Raw genomic sequence first — 15,322 nt, 5'->3', positions numbered from 1 at the left:
GGCGACATTCAAAATTGATTACGTGATGTAGATCACATTCGTCAATGCGGTTTAGAAGCGTTGTATAATCGGCTTAAAGTTTCTCTGGAAACGCCAAGATAAGCAGCGATTAAATGTTTTGGAACAGTGTTGTATAGGGCAGGATAGAGCGAAAGCAATTCTTCGTATCTCGTTTTGGTGTCATTATTCATAAAAGAAAGCAACCTTTTTTGAGAAGCGACATAACCGCGATTGGTTCTCCATCTGAAAAAATGTTCTACTTCGTGTATTTCACGACAAATTTTCTCTCGATCCTGATTGGAAAGCGATAGAATTTCAACATCCGAAACGCAATCTACATTAATAGTAGCTTTTGTTTTGTTGTAAAGTGCTGCATAATCAGAAGCCCACCAAGTTGGCATGGCAAATTGCAGAATGTACATTTTTACTTCGTCGTTCACATAAAAAGATTTTAAACAACCCGAAATAACAAAATACTCTTTGCCAACATCCTGGCCTTCACTAATAATGGTTTGCCCTTTCTTAAAAGTTTCTGTTTTAAAATGCGAAAAGAAATAATCAAACTGTTCGTCCGTTAAGGAAACAATTTTAGAAACATGTTCTTTTAAAAGATTTTTGGCATCCATCGCAGCAGTTTTAATAGCAGTAAAAGTAATAAATATTGAAACGGTTAGAGCCGATTATTTTCTGATGGTTTTTAAAGTAAGAAACAAAAAAGGAAAGCTTGTTTTTTCAGAAATGAAATTTTACGGTTGAGTCGTTAAAAATGATTATTCGGTTATATAAAAAAATATTGAAGCCTTTATTTGAGCAATTTTGCTGGAAAGCTTAATTATATATTATGAATTCACCTCTTACTATAATCGCCGCAACAAATTTTTCAGCCATCGCCACTAATGCTGTTAATTATGCAGCCGGACTTGCAAAAGCTACGGGCGCAAAATTGGTTTTATTTAATTCATTTTCATTGAGTGTGCATAGTGCAAACTCGCATATCACTGCAGATGCCATGCAGAAACAAATTGAAAAAGCAATTTCGAGACTAGAAAATTTAGCCACAGAAATTGCCGATTCGTTTAAAATTGAAACATCAGCAATTTGTACTTATTCTTTCTTGGAAGATGAACTTCCGAAAATTATTAAAGAAACAAATGCAGACGTTGTGGTAATGGGAATGGCAGAACGTTCTTTTGAACAAGAATTACTTGGAAATTCAACCACAACAGCAATCAAAAATCTTCAAATTCCAGTTTTAGCAGTTCCTGAAAATGCACGTTTCATAAACATTAAAAAAGTATTATACGCTTGCGACAGTTTGAGTTTTTCGGCTATTAAAAGATTCAGCTGGATTAAAAATGCTTTGGGAGATTTTGGAGCAGAAATCGAGTTTTTCAGCGTAGACGAAAAATTAGACGATTTAAAAGAAGAACAGCACAGAGTTTTAATGAATTCGAATATTGAAAAAGAATTTGAAGACGTAAAATATCTATATAAAACCGTAAGATCGAATGCGGTTATTAACGAAATTAAGAAGGAAATTAAGAATTATGAGGCTGATTTGCTGATAATGGTGCCTCAAAAATACGGTTTTTGGGATTCTTTGGTTCACAGAAGCAAAACTAGGATTCTTGCAGCAGGACTTGAAATCCCATTATTGTCGTTTCCGAATTATTAAAGATTGATTTGATTTAAAAATAATGATATAAAAATTACAAGGTTTTTTTGAAGAAATTTTATCAAAATAAATTTTAACAGATTTTTTTTGATTTTAGGGATTCTATAATTTTTAGTGCTGGTTGTCTAATATCAAAATTATATTTTAACATTTCAGTCAGTTTTGTTAATTATTCTTAATTGTCTGCTAGTTTCAGATTTTTTTAAATTAATTTTGTAGCACTCTAAAAACTTAAATGCAAATAGGTTTTTTTATCAGTATGGCAACAGCTATAATTGGGGATTATCTACAAACTGAAACAGCATTGTATGATTTTAAAAATAAAATAAATTAAAGATTGTATACCAAGTAATACCGAGAGAACACTTGGTGTATATTTTTAATTTATTTTGATTGGATTTTGTATAGTGTTTTTGGTTTGTTCAGGTTTTTAAAACAATATTTCTCAGAAAAGTTATTGTTATCAGATTTAATCGGCTTTTAAGGAATACAATTAGGTTTCCTAAATCAGTTTTAAACGCTGTAAAAAGAAGGGAAAAGTAGTAAGCATTGGGTTCTAAGAGTACAAAGCTTAAAAAAACAAAAAACAATGAGCGCAGTAATTACAGCTATAGGTGGTTTCGTACCATCATCAATTCTGACCAATAAAAAGATTTCAGAAACAGTTGATACATCGGAGGAATGGATCATAAAAAGAACTGGAATTAGAGAACGTAGAATCGCAGACGACGACACAGCAACATCTGATCTTGCCGCAGCAGCGATCGAAAATCTTTTCGAAAATTATAATGTAGATCGCAATGAGATTGAGGCTTTGCTTGTGGCAACAGCAACTCCAGATCACATTTTAGCACCAACAGCAAGTATTGTTTGCGACAAAAGCGGACTTACAAATGCTTTTGGAATTGACATGAATGCAGCTTGCAGCGGATTTTTATATGCGTTAGAAATGGGTGCAAACATGATCGAAAGCGGACGTTATAAGAAATTAATCATCGTTGGAGCAGATAAAATGAGCTCTATCGTAGATTATGAAGACCGTAATACTTGTATTCTTTTCGGAGATGGAGCAGGAGCAGTTTTGTTAGAAAAGTCTGAATCTGAGTACGGTTTAATGAAAACGATTTTGAAAACAGACGGAAGCGGAGTTTCTTCTTTGGCTGTACCAGCTGGAGGTTCTAGAAATCCAACTTCTATGCAGAGTCTTTTACACAGAACGCATTATTTAAAACAAGACGGAGCTTTTGTATTTAAAAGAGCCGTTGCAGCAATGAGCCAAGTTTCTCAAGATGCTTTGGTGAAAAATGATTTAGAAGCAACTCAAATTGACTGGGTTGTGCCACATCAAGCTAATTTGAGAATTATTAATGCCGTGGGCGAAAGCTTAAATATTGATTCAGATAAAGTTAAAGTGAATATTGATCGTTACGGAAATACAACATCTGCAACAGTTCCGTTGTGTTTATGGGATTTCAAAGACGATTTTAAAGAAGGACAAAATGTATTGATCACTACTTTTGGAGCAGGATTTTCTTGGGGCGCAACGTGCTTGAAATGGGGCGTTATGCGTGAGAAAAATCCAGTTGCTACTATAAAAGCAGACAACAAAGAAGAAGGTATTCTTGTTGAACACTAATAAGATAGGATTTTTCAATTTTTACAGTTGAGGGAATAAATGGGTAGAAAGAACCAAAATAAAAAAACAGGCAAGAATTTTTTCTATAAATATTACAGGGTTATAGTAATTCCAGCCGTTTTTTTGGTTTATCTTTCTTCGTATTATTTTCTAAATCCGTACCGAAATTTTGAAGAGGAAGGTTTGCTCGACTTAGATCAGACCTTCGATATCTTCATTATTTTGCTTTACTGCGCCATCCTTACAGAACTGACTTTGTTTGTTGGCCGAAAATTAAATTACTACATCAGTTGGGAACAAAATCCCGCTTTTAGAGCGATAGCACAATTTATTTGTCTTATAGCAGGAAATATACTTTTAAACTACTTTTTTTCTTGCCTTTGGGATTATTTATATCCTTGTACAGCTTTAGAAGAAAATGATTTAGTTACGATTTGGCAATCTAAAATTATGGCGGCGATTATTTCGCTTTTCATAAGTGCCATTCATACGGGAATATTTCTTTTGAACAGATGGCGTTTAAATGCTATAGAAACAGCTGAATTAAAGATAAAAGCATCAGAACTTCAAGAAGCGGTAACACGTTCAAAATTGGAGTCTCTTAAAATGCAGTTAGATCCGCATTTTGTATTTAATAATTTCAGCACCTTGACAGAGCTGATTTATGACGATCAGAAAGAAGCGGCTTCGTTCTTAGAAAATATAACGAGAGTATATCGTTATATGATCTCCAATTCAAATAAAGATACCATTACAGTAAAAGAGGAAATCGAATTCCTGAATGCTTATTTTTATTTATTGAAGAAAAGATTGGGCGAAAAAATCGATTTGCAAATTGAGGTTGATGCTGTTTCGCTGGCACTTCATTTACCGCCTTTAACGTTGCAGTTATTGGTAGAAAATGCTGTAAAACATAATATGGCAACTTTAGCCAATCCGCTTACAATTACTGTTTTCTCTGATTCTGGAGATATCATTGTTCGAAATAACTTGCAGCGAACGGCTGGAAAAAGCTTGGTTTCAACTGGAATCGGAAATAAAAACATTGAATTTCGTTATAAAATTTTATCTGAAAGAATGCCAACTTTTAGCGAATCAAACGGCTATTATGAAGTGCGTCTGCCATTAATTTAAGAGTTATGAAAATTTTAATTGTAGAAGATGAAAGTATTAACGCCAGCAGACTAAAAAGGCTGTTGGAAGAGCTAGAACCTAATTGTGAAATTTTAGGCATTATTGACACGGTTGTGGATACTGTGGCATGGCTAAAATCAAATCCATGTCCAGATTTAATCACAATGGATATCCGTTTAGCCGACGGATTGAGTTTTGCTATTTTTGATGAAATCAATATCACTTGTCCTGTAATTTTCACCACAGCGTATGACGAATATGCGATTCGTGCTTTTAAGGTAAACAGCATCGATTATTTGATGAAACCAATTCAAAAAAATGAGTTGGAATTTGCCTTAACAAAATTCAAATCCCTAAATAAAAACGAATCTAGCGTAACCAATATCGCAGGAATTTTAAAAGAACTGATTGAAAAACCAGTTTTCAGAATGCGTTTTTTAGTCACGTATCGCGACGGTTACAAAAGCGTAGACGTTTCAGATATTGACTTTATATATTCGGAATTTAAAACCAGCAATTTGTTTCTTAAATCTGGTGTAATTATCTCTATTCCGCAAACTATGGAAGAACTGGAACAAGAATTAGATCCGAATCTTTTTTTTCGTGCCAATCGCCAGTTTTTCATTCGTGCAGAAAGCATCAAATCTATTGCGAACTACTTCAACGCAAAACTAAAAATCCAACTTAAACTAGATCCCGAACGCGAGGTGATCATTAGTAGAGAAAAAACACCTTTCTTTAAGCAGTGGATGGATAGATAAATTTAAGTTGCTAAGGTTCTGAGATGCTGAGATTCTAAGTTTTTTTTTCTTGCCGCAAAGTCACTAAGGTGCTAAGTTTTTTTTTCGCCACGAATTCACGAATTTCTTTGCTATGAAAACGTAAATATGCGAAGTTTTTTTTGCCACAAATTCCACAAATTTTCGCTAATTTTTTTACTGTGTTTACTTGCATTTTTGTCCTTTCGACGAAGGAGAAATAAAAATTCGAGAAATTATCTCGCCAGTATTTCACACAAGAATTTAATTAGAGAAAATTCGTGAATTCGTGGCAGAAAAAAACTTAGCATCTTAGCCACTCAGAAGCTTTAAAAAACCATCCGTTTCAGTATCAAAAAATGTCGTTTGGGTAACTTTCTTCCCTAAAAAAGCTGTTTTCCGCTGTTATTTTGCGCCCAAATTTGAGGTAATTCATTTAAAAATGAAAAGTAAAATGACAAAACAGTTTTTTAAAAATAATAAAGCAATTGGCAGAATTGCAATTTTATTGATAACCATTTCTCTTGCTTCATGCGGGAAAAGCGGAGATGCACAAATGGCTCCTCCAAAGCCAGAAGTTGACTTTCTTCAGACCAATTCGGCTACAGGAGAAGTAGAAAAGAAATATCCAGGAACAGTCGAAGGTGCTGTAAATGTTGATATAAAAGCACAAGTTTCAGGCTATCTTGAAGCAATTTATGTTAAAGAAGGAGATTATGTAAACAAAGGACAATCTCTTTTTAAAATTAAAGGTGACGTTTACGCTGAGCAAGTAAACAACAGCCGTGCAGCTTATAAAAGCGCTTTAGCAAATCAGGCAAATGCGAAACTGGAAGTCGAGAAAATCAAACCTTTGGTTGAAGGAAAAGTTTTTTCAGACATGCAGTTAAAAACAGCACAAGCCAATTACGAAGCAGCGACTGCACAAGTAGCACAGGCTAAAGCCGCTTTAGGATCGTCTCAGATTAATGCCGATTTCTCTTTGATTAAAGCTCCTGTAAGCGGCTATATTAGCCGTATTCCAAACCGAGTTGGAAATTTAGTAACGCCAACAGATGCTGTTCCATTAACGGTTTTATCTGAAATCAACAATGTATTCGTTTATTTTTCATTGACAGAAGCCGATTATTTAGCTTTTTCTAAAGATGCTAAAAACAATCAGACCGTAAGTTTAATTATGGCTGATGATAGCGAATACGATCAAAAAGGAAAACTGGAAGTTGCGAGTGGAAATATCGATCGTGCAACAGGAACAATTGCATTAAAAGCCATTTTCCCAAATCCGAAAAAGCAATTGCGTGCAGGAGGTTCTGCGAGAATTGTGTTGAACAAAAGCTTATCATCTGTGATTACAGTCCCAATGGCAAGCGTAAAAGACATTCAAGATAAATTCTTTGTTTTCATTCTAAAAGACGGTAACAAAGTAGCTATGGTTCCAATCGAAATTGCCGGAAGTGCCGGAGTAGATTATTTCGTAAAATCTGGATTAAAAGCTGGGGATAAAGTAGCATTGAATTCTATCGATGTGCTTTATGACGGAATGGAAGTCGTTCCAAAAATCGCTGCTAAAAACGCAAGCAGTAAATAATTTTTCATTTAATAAAATAACATTTCCATGTTAAAGAAAATAATAGACAGGCCAGTATTGGCCACAGTTATCTCTATTGTACTGGTTATACTGGGGATTATAGGTCTTACGAGATTATCTGTAACGCGATTCCCAGATATTTCGCCACCAACCGTTATGGTAAGCGGTTCTTATCCAGGAGGAAACAGTGAAACCGTTATTCGTTCGGTAGTAACGCCTCTAGAAGAGCAGATTAACGGAGTTGAGAACATGCAGTATATCAAATCGACTGCAAGTAATGACGGATCTTTCTCTATCAGTGTAATTTTTAAACAAGGAGTAGATCCAGATCAGGCTGCGGTAAACGTTCAAAATAGAGTACAGCAAGCAACTCCAAAATTGCCTCAAGAAGTTATCCGAATGGGATTAACGACTTCGAAACAGCAAAATAGTATGATTGTTATTTTCAACTTGTATACAGATGATAATAGCAAATACGATGAATTGTTCTTGCAGAATTACGCGAATATCAACTTAGTGCCTCAAATGAAACGTGTTCCAGGAGTTGGACAAGTTCAGATTTTCGGACAGAAAGATTATTCGATGCGCGTTTGGTTAGATCCGCGTAAAATGGCAAATGCAGGTTTAGTGCCTTCAGATGTTACGCAAGCCATTGCAGAGCAAAGTTTAGAATCGGCTCCAGGTAAATTGGGGGAAGAATCTAAAGCAGCTTTAGAATATGTAATTCGTTATAAAGGAAAAAAGAACAAGCCAGAACAGTATGAAAATATTGTGGTTAAAAATATTGGCAGCAATGTTTTAAGATTGAAAGATGTTGCGCGAGTTGAATTTGGTTCTATTTCGTACAGTGGTGATAACAAATCGAATAGTAAAAATGCCGTTACAATGGCAATTTTACAAACTTCGGGTTCAAATGCTAATGACATCGAAATCGGAATTAATAAAGAAGTAGAACGTTTGTCTAAATCTTTCCCTCCAGGTATTAAATACGTAAACGTAATGAGTACCAAAGAAAGATTGGACGAAGCAACAGGTCAGGTAAAATCGACTTTGTTTGAAGCGTTTATTCTGGTGTTTATCGTGGTGTTTATTTTCCTTCAAGACATTCGCTCGACGATTATTCCAGCTATTGCAGTGCCTGTGGCGATTGTAGGAACATTTTTCTTCCTTCTAGTTTTCGGATTTACGATTAACATCTTAACGCTTTTCGCCTTGGTATTAGCGATCGGAATTGTGGTCGATGATGCGATTGTCGTAGTCGAAGCCGTTCACAGTAAAATGGAAGAAGACGAAGAAATTTCGGCTAAAGATGCAACTCACGGAGCGATGGCAGAAATCACAGGAGCTGTAATTTCGATTACTTTGGTAATGTCGGCGGTATTTATTCCGATTGGATTCATGACGGGATCTTCGGGGATTTTCTACAAACAATTTGCTTATACATTGGCCATTGCGATTATCATTTCTGCTGTAAATGCCTTGACGCTAACACCTGCATTATGTGCGCTTTTGCTAAAGAATCACGGTGCGAAACATGGTGATCATGAACATAAAACGAGTTTTAAAGACCGTTTTTTCGTCGGATTTAATTCAAGTTTCGACAATTTAACGGGGAGATATATTAAAGGAGTTCGTTTTTTAATTGGAAAAAAATGGATTGCTGCTGGTTTAGTAACTGGAATTACGGCAATTGCGGTTTACATGATGATGTCAACTCCAAAAAGTTTCGTTCCTCTAGAAGATGACGGTTTCATGGTGTACAGTTTATCTATGCCTCCAGGAACAGCGTTGGATCGTACAACTGCAGTGGTGGAGAGAATGGAGAAAATATTAGAAACAGAAAAAGCTATTGATGTTAATACGAGTATTACAGGATTTAACATTTTGAGTAATAGTGCCAGTACAGCTTACGGTTTAGGGTTTATTAAATTAAAACCTAAAAAAGAAAGAGGTGAAGTTAAGGATATTGATGAAATTTTGAATAGCGTTACAGCCAAATTATCGACAATTAAAGAAGGTCAGGTTATGGTTTTCAGAATGCCTCCAGTTGAAGGATTTGGGGTAACAAGTGGTGCTGAGATTGTGTTGCAGGATAGAATGGCAAGAGATCCAGAAACTTTAAAAAAGATGTCTGATAAAGTGATTGCTCAAATTATGCAGCAGCCAGGTGTTCAATACGCTTACACGACTTTTAGAGCCGATTATCCGCAGTTGGAATTGGAAGTTGATGAAGACAAAGCACGTCAAATGGGAGTGAATATCAAGGAACTTTTAGGAAATATCCAGACGTATTTTGCAGGAGATCAATCTTCAGATTTTACCCGATTTGGTAAGTTTTACAGAGTGAATGTAAAAGCTGATGGTATTTTTAGAATGGATGAAGATGCATTTAATGAAATTTTCGTGAGAAATGCTGATATGCAAATGGTTCCAGTTAAATCTATCGTGAAATTCCACAAAGTTTACGGTCCAGAATCGGTGAATCGATATAACCTTTATAATTCGGTAAATATTACTGCGATGGCTTTGCCAGGTTATAGTAACGGACAAATTATGGGTAATCTAGAGCAAGTTTTAGATAAACTTCCATCTGATTACAGTTACGAATGGACAGGTTTAAGTTTGGAAGAAAAAGCAGGAGGTAGTCAAACCGTTGCCATTTTTGGATTGTGTTTATTGTTTGTATTCTTCTTATTGGCAGCACAATACGAAAGTTATTTATTGCCACTTGCGGTATTGCTTTCTATCCCAACAGGAATTTTAGGAGCTTTCGCCGGAATCAAAGCAGTTGGTTTAGATAACAATATTTATGTTCAGGTTGGATTAATCATGCTGGTCGGACTTCTCGCGAAAAACGCCATTTTGATTGTAGAATTTGCTCTACAAAGACGTTTGGCAGGATTAACGATAATAGATGCCGCAATTGAAGGATCAAGATCAAGGTTACGACCAATTATCATGACTTCGTTAGCTTTTATTGTAGGTATGATTCCGTTGATGTTTGCTTCTGGAGGAACTGCAGTTGGAAACCGATCAATTAGTGTCAGCGCCGCAGTAGGAATGTTTAGCGGTGTTATTCTAGGAATTTTTGTGATTCCGTTGCTTTTCATTGTATTCCAATATTTACAGGAAAAAGTATCAAGGAAAAAAATCGCAACTCAAGTTCAAACGATAAAAGAATAAGAATGAAAACACTATATAAAATCGGAATGGTTTTACTTACCGGAGCGGTCATGACATCGTGCGTGGTAGGAAAAAAATATTCTCGTACAGATTTACAAGCTCCAGAAAAATTCCGCGAAGAAGTCGCGGTTACTGGAGACACGGTTTTGCTTCCGTGGAAAAACTATTACAAAGATCCTTTATTGGTTGCTTTGATTGAAAAAGCTTTAGTCAAAAATAATGAAGTGATCATTGCTATGAAAAGCATGGAACAGCTCGACCTCAGTTATAAACAAGCCAAATTATCGTTATTACCCACACTAGATTTCGATGCTGGAGCGAGCCGTTCTTACCCTTCTAAAAATTCCCTAAACGGATCTTTAAGCCAACAATTTATTGGTAAAGATTACATGGATGATTACAGTGCGAATCTGCGTCTTTCTTGGGAAGTTGATATTTGGGGAAAAGCAGCCATGCAGAAAAGAGACGCTAAAGCAACTTATTTTGCTCAAAAAGAGAATGTTTCAGCCTTAAAAACTCGAATTATTGTTCAAGTGGCGCAAGCTTATTATAATCTTTTAGGTTTAGACGAACAGCTGAAAATTGCAGAGAAAAACATCGAATTGAGCACTAATACTTTGAGCATGATGGAATTGCAATACAAATCAGGTTCAATTAGTTCGTTAGCAGTAAATCAGACTGAGGCTCAGAAGAAAACGGCTGAATTGTTAGTGCCTTTAGCGAAAGCGAATATTGCGGTTCAAGAAAATGCTTTGCAGATTTTATGCGGAGAATATCCAGACAAGATCGAAAGAGCAGGAAATATCGACGCGGCAGAAGTTTCGGTACTTTTTCCATCAGGAATTCCTGCCTCACTTTTAAGCAGAAGACCAGATGTAAAAGCTAGTGAATATGCGGTTATGTCTGCTAACGCTAAAACTGGATTGGCAAAAGCTACGATGTATCCGACGTTAAGTTTGAGTCCGTCAATTGGAGTAAATTCTTTTGAATTTGAAAACTGGTTCGATTTTCCAGGTTCGGTTACTAAAACAATCGCAGCCAATTTAGCACAGCCAATTTTTAGAAAAAAAGCATTGCGAACAGCTTATGAAGTGGCGGTTTTAGAACAAGAAAAAGCAGTTGTACAATTCAAACAATCTTTCATAACTGCAGTTGGCGAAGTTAACGATGCTATGTCAAGATTAAAATATGCTGACGAACGTATCATTTTAGCAAAAGATAAAGCGGAATCGTTAGACAAAGCGACTTCAGATGCTGGTTTGCTTTACAAAAGCGGAATGGCAAATTATCTTGAAGTAATTGCAGCTCAGAACAGTTCGCTTCAAAACGAATTGGATCTGGTAACAATAAAACTCGAAAAACTGAATGCAGCAATTAACCTGTACCGTGCTTTAGGAGGCGGAGTAGAGTAGTACTTAATTTTTTTAATTCACCATTTCTGTAAGCAATTATGGAGATGGTGAATTTTCTTTTGAATTGATTTATGGACAAAATTACTTTTACCCGATCAGAACTTTATACTTTGGTTTGGAAATTTCCAATTCCGCAGATTGCAAAACATTATGAAGTTTCTAGTATGGGAATTAAAAACGCTTGCGAAAAAATGAATATTCCGCTTCCAAAAAGCAGATATTGGATTGGACCAGCCTATAAGAGGAATAATGTTCCCCAGTTGCCACCTGATTTTAAAGGAAATAATGAGATTGCCATTTTGAAAAAAACGTACGAAATGCAACTTAGAGTTCCTTCAAAATCTACGCCTTTATTGGATTTGGCGCAAAGTATAAAAAACGATGTTCAGGCTCCGTTGACCATTAGCGATAAGCTGGAAAATCCGCTTGAGATTATTTTGGCAACAAAGCAATATTGGGAAAATAAAATTTTAAATAAAGATATTCAGCCAGATGTGCTTGAGATTCTTAATCTAAATGTTTCTGAAGAAAGCAGAAATCGAGCTTTGCTGTTTATGAATACTTTTATCAAACTAATTCAATATCGCGGACATGAATTTAGAAAAGGTCTTGACGGTTTGGAAACTATTGTTTTTAAAAACGAAAATGAAATAAAAATCGATTTGAGAGAAGCACAGAAAAGAGTAACCAAAAGCGGTTTAAGAGAAACTTCTGGTTACATTTTTACTGGTGATTTTATTTTTAGAATTTCAAGAGGATCCAATAAAAGAGAGTGGCGCGACGGAAAGATTTCTTTAGAAAATAATTTAGCATTAATTATGGCGAAAATAGAATTAATGGCCGCCGAAGACTAGTTTTTTTATCTAAAATCCTTTTTGAAAACTAATTGAAAACTAAGACCATTTTCATTTTTAATGGCTAAATTTCCTTCAAGCGTATTGCTTAAACCATTTATAAGCGTCATTCCGAACGAATTACTGTTTTGCAATTCTTCGATATCGGTTATTCCAATTCCATTGTCAGAAACCTCGAGCATATAGCAATTTTCGCTTACTTCAGATAAAGAAAGGCGAATGATGCAATTTGAATTTTCCTTAAAAGCGTATTTTATCGAATTGGTTATGATTTCGTTAGTAATTAATCCGACGGCAATTGCTTGAGAAATATCCAATTCTATTGAAGCAATTTTGACTTCAAAATGAATGTGTTCTGCATTGAAAGATTCTTTTAAATATTCGACCAATTCATTGCAATAATCAGGCATATTAATCATCGAAACATTATCTTCCTGATACAATCTCTGATGAATCAGCGACATAGCATAAATTCTGTTTTGACTATTTTTAATGGTAGAAATAGCCAAATCATCTTTCAAATAAGAAGATTGCGAGTTCAAAAGACTAATTACAGTTTGAAGATTGTTTTTTACACGATGGTGAATTTCCTTCAAAAGCCATTCTTTTTCTTCAACCAAACGTTCCAATTTTACATTTTTAAGCTTAATTTCTTTTTCTTTTAATTGCAATCGGCTAGTGCTTCGTTGTTTAATTTTAGCTCTGTTGTATAATAAAATAATGATAATCAGCAATAAAAATAAACTGCTTACAGAAATGATGTTTAAAAGTTTTGATGAATGCAATTCACGTTTCTGAAGATCGGTTTGCTGCTTTAAAGATTTTATATTCTGTACTTTAGCACTAGTTTCAAACCTGAATTTCAAATTTTCATAATCACGATTTTTACTAATGTTATCCATCGAATCCTGAATTCGATTATAAATCTCCATATGCTTCATGGCAGAAAGATAATTTCCGTTTAGCGAATCAATTTTAGATAAAGCAAGTTCTAAATTGTGACGGCTGTAACCTTCTGTACTACTAGCTTTTGAGATAATTCGATCTGTAATTTCTTTTGCTTTTTGTGGTTTATTAATTTTGACATAAAACAAAGCCATGATCGAGTAGCAGTCTGCAATATCTTTGATTGTTTCTGCTGAATTTAATCTTTCTGCAAAAAATTCAAGTTTTTTATAACTGGCTTCGGCTTCTTTCAATTTTCCTAACTCTTCATAACAGCGCGCCTTAAGCTGATTTAGAATCATATTGTCCAAATCGTTTTTTGGCGGATATTTTTTAGAGTTGTTTTCCAGATATTTTAAAGCTTCAGAGTATTTCGAATTATCCATTAATGCGCGTAAAGCGCCAAAAAAACTTTTATACCAAGTTCCAGCATTAAGTTCCCTCTGATTGTACTCAATTCCCTTCTGATAATATTTAATAGCCTCGTTATAATAGCCTGTGCTGTTGTAAACGTTGCCGAGACGTATGTAAAAGCTGTCTGCAAAAGCATAATCTTTCGTTTTCTCCATCGAACTAACGCTTTCCAAGGCATAATAAAGAGCATCTTTATAATTGTTGTGGAATAATTCGATATACGAAATGGTCGTTTCTGTATACTGTGTGTATAGAAAACCATTTTTTTTCTGAAGATTAAGGCTTGTAAATAATTCTTCTTTCGCCAATTTCATTTTGCCAGTCCAAAAATGAACTGGAATTATTTTCATGTAGGTTTCGATCTCTTTTTCTTTGTTCCCTAATTTTTTATAGATAGCCAAAGCTTCGACAAGAATAACCGCTTTTTCCTTATTGCTGTCGGGCATAAATGTGCCTTGATTGTCAATAGCTTCGGCTAGTATTTTTTCATTTTCTGTTTTTCTTGCTGCACTAACCAGTTGCGAAAAAATAGTGCTACTCAACTGCGGTTTATCTGCTTGGTAATAGTATTTTCCAAGAAGGTATTTAGATTGAAAATACCATTTTTGAATTTTGGATTTTTCTGCCAGTTTTTGAGCTTTATTAATATACAAAAGCGCATTTTTGAGATCGTCTTTTTTAGCACCAGCTTTAAAAAGATAAAAACTTGCAATTTGCAACGACAACTTAATTTGGTCAACTATACTTAATCTCGGCAATAGTAATTCTGCTCCGCGAACGTAATTATTGGTAATTAAATTATTTCCTGGGAAGTTAGATCCGTCATTAAAACCTTCGTCGTTGGCAAGCGTGTACGGAAGTTTGTGCGATTTGCAAGCCAAAATCATTGCACTATCGATGTCTATAGATCCTTGGTTAACATTTCGAAGATAAATAGCCACGTTATGCAGCATCAATCTATCTTTCTGAAGCTTAAGTTTATCTGTTTCATTTTGGCAAAAAGAGGGTGTGGTAAAGAAAGTTAGTAAAAGTAAGAAAATTACTTTTTTCATGTTTAGGAGTGTTTGGAAGCGTAAAACTAAGAGTTTTAAAAGTGTTTAGAAAACATTTTTAGGCATATTTTTTTGCTTCAAAAAAAGAATTATGTGATGAAATGATTATAAAAAAAGCTACCTAAAATTTAAGCAGCTTTTTTAAAATGTTATGTTTGAGAATCAGCATCAGTTTTTACTGCTCTGAAATTTCTTTTAATTTGTCCATCGCTTTTGGGTACGTAGTGTTGAAATAATCCAAATATTCATCAATAGTATCCATTTCTACGGTTACAGTTGTAACGCCGTTCTTTTCCTCGAAAGTATAATTTTCATGTCCGCCGGCCCATTTTTCAACTTGTTCGCCTGTGGTTACTTCAGTATCTCCATCCAAAAAACCGTAATGACGAATGGAAACAAAATTAGCAGGTTTGTTTTCTGCAATTTCCGAAACCATTCCGGCTTTTTTACCGTTTTCATCTGTTCCAACAAAACGGATTTTGCTTCCTTTCTCCCAACTGCCTTCATAAGTAGAAGTAGGGTTGAAAGTTGCTACCCAATATTCATAAGTGGCTTTGTCCTTTAAGCCCAGCATCGTTTCATATACTTTTTGAGCAGATGCATTTATTTCTTTTTTAAATTGTAATTTTTGCATGGCTTCTTTGTTTTTATATGCTTAAAATTACATATTA

Annotated in this window: 11 protein-coding genes; 8 read left to right on the top strand and 3 right to left on the bottom strand. The window is 34.9% G+C overall.

Annotated elements, in window-relative coordinates; genetic code table 11:
- Nucleotides 1-41: 41 nt before the first annotated feature.
- On the bottom strand, nt 42-626 hold the full coding sequence (locus ACE01P_RS17405; RefSeq protein WP_379700156.1) for a Crp/Fnr family transcriptional regulator: 585 nt from the start codon (nt 624-626) through the stop codon (nt 42-44).
- A gap of 215 nt (nt 627-841) precedes the next feature.
- On the opposite strand from ACE01P_RS17405, the gene ACE01P_RS17400 reads away from it, so the two are divergent.
- The 8 genes from ACE01P_RS17400 to ACE01P_RS17365 all read left to right on the top strand — a co-directional run bounded on the left by ACE01P_RS17400 (nt 842) and on the right by ACE01P_RS17365 (nt 12,240).
- Nucleotides 842-1,675, top strand: a complete 834-nt coding sequence (locus ACE01P_RS17400) for a universal stress protein (RefSeq protein WP_379700155.1) — start codon at nt 842-844, stop codon at nt 1,673-1,675.
- 589 nt (nt 1,676-2,264) lie between these two features.
- On the top strand, nt 2,265-3,311 hold the full coding sequence (locus ACE01P_RS17395) for a beta-ketoacyl-ACP synthase III (protein WP_379700154.1): 1,047 nt from the start codon (nt 2,265-2,267) through the stop codon (nt 3,309-3,311).
- Nucleotides 3,312-3,350: 39 nt separating this feature from the next.
- Nucleotides 3,351-4,445, top strand: coding sequence for a sensor histidine kinase (locus ACE01P_RS17390; RefSeq protein WP_379700153.1), 1,095 nt, complete (start codon nt 3,351-3,353; stop codon nt 4,443-4,445).
- A 5-nt stretch (nt 4,446-4,450) separates the two neighbouring features.
- Nucleotides 4,451-5,206 (top strand): LytR/AlgR family response regulator transcription factor, encoded by a 756-nt coding sequence (locus ACE01P_RS17385; protein WP_379700152.1) that lies wholly within the window; start codon nt 4,451-4,453, stop codon nt 5,204-5,206.
- Nucleotides 5,207-5,657: 451 nt separating this feature from the next.
- Nucleotides 5,658-6,791 (top strand): efflux RND transporter periplasmic adaptor subunit, encoded by a 1,134-nt coding sequence (locus ACE01P_RS17380; RefSeq protein WP_379700151.1) that lies wholly within the window; start codon nt 5,658-5,660, stop codon nt 6,789-6,791.
- A 27-nt stretch (nt 6,792-6,818) separates the two neighbouring features.
- Nucleotides 6,819-9,974, top strand: coding sequence for an efflux RND transporter permease subunit (locus ACE01P_RS17375; protein WP_379700150.1), 3,156 nt, complete (start codon nt 6,819-6,821; stop codon nt 9,972-9,974).
- A 2-nt stretch (nt 9,975-9,976) separates the two neighbouring features.
- On the top strand, nt 9,977-11,386 hold the full coding sequence (locus ACE01P_RS17370; RefSeq protein ID WP_379700149.1) for an efflux transporter outer membrane subunit: 1,410 nt from the start codon (nt 9,977-9,979) through the stop codon (nt 11,384-11,386).
- A 71-nt stretch (nt 11,387-11,457) separates the two neighbouring features.
- Nucleotides 11,458-12,240, top strand: a complete 783-nt coding sequence (locus tag ACE01P_RS17365; protein ID WP_379700148.1) for a hypothetical protein — start codon at nt 11,458-11,460, stop codon at nt 12,238-12,240.
- Nucleotides 12,241-12,245: 5 nt separating this feature from the next.
- On the opposite strand, the gene ACE01P_RS17360 is transcribed toward ACE01P_RS17365, so the two are convergent.
- Both ACE01P_RS17360 and ACE01P_RS17355 read right to left on the bottom strand, forming a co-directional pair.
- Nucleotides 12,246-14,651, bottom strand: coding sequence for a histidine kinase dimerization/phosphoacceptor domain -containing protein (locus ACE01P_RS17360; RefSeq protein ID WP_379700147.1), 2,406 nt, complete (start codon nt 14,649-14,651; stop codon nt 12,246-12,248).
- A gap of 175 nt (nt 14,652-14,826) precedes the next feature.
- A complete protein-coding gene (locus tag ACE01P_RS17355) occupies nt 14,827-15,285 on the bottom strand; it encodes an SRPBCC domain-containing protein (RefSeq protein WP_379700146.1) in 459 nt (152 codons plus the stop codon).
- Between the last annotated feature and the right edge of the window lie 37 nt (nt 15,286-15,322).

Source organism: Flavobacterium sp. HJSW_4 (genome assembly GCF_042436695.1).
Lineage (GTDB): Bacteria > Bacteroidota > Bacteroidia > Flavobacteriales > Flavobacteriaceae > Flavobacterium.
This window is presented reverse-complemented; position numbering and strand designations above follow the sequence as displayed.

Bases quoted from the DNA above. Each gene is read 5' to 3' on its own strand.
- ACE01P_RS17400 (WP_379700155.1), top strand. From the start codon at position 842: ATGAATTCACCTCTTACTATAATCGCCGCAACAAATTTTTCAGCCATC.
- ACE01P_RS17365 (WP_379700148.1), top strand. From the start codon at position 11,458: ATGGACAAAATTACTTTTACCCGATCAGAACTTTATACTTTGGTTTGG.
- ACE01P_RS17355 (WP_379700146.1), bottom strand. From the start codon at position 15,285: ATGCAAAAATTACAATTTAAAAAAGAAATAAATGCATCTGCTCAAAAA.
- ACE01P_RS17395 (WP_379700154.1), top strand. From the start codon at position 2,265: ATGAGCGCAGTAATTACAGCTATAGGTGGTTTCGTACCATCATCAATT.
- ACE01P_RS17385 (WP_379700152.1), top strand. From the start codon at position 4,451: ATGAAAATTTTAATTGTAGAAGATGAAAGTATTAACGCCAGCAGACTA.
- ACE01P_RS17405 (WP_379700156.1), bottom strand. From the start codon at position 626: ATGGATGCCAAAAATCTTTTAAAAGAACATGTTTCTAAAATTGTTTCC.
- ACE01P_RS17380 (WP_379700151.1), top strand. From the start codon at position 5,658: ATGACAAAACAGTTTTTTAAAAATAATAAAGCAATTGGCAGAATTGCA.
- ACE01P_RS17390 (WP_379700153.1), top strand. From the start codon at position 3,351: ATGGGTAGAAAGAACCAAAATAAAAAAACAGGCAAGAATTTTTTCTAT.
- ACE01P_RS17370 (WP_379700149.1), top strand. From the start codon at position 9,977: ATGAAAACACTATATAAAATCGGAATGGTTTTACTTACCGGAGCGGTC.
- ACE01P_RS17360 (WP_379700147.1), bottom strand. From the start codon at position 14,651: ATGAAAAAAGTAATTTTCTTACTTTTACTAACTTTCTTTACCACACCC.
- ACE01P_RS17375 (WP_379700150.1), top strand. From the start codon at position 6,819: ATGTTAAAGAAAATAATAGACAGGCCAGTATTGGCCACAGTTATCTCT.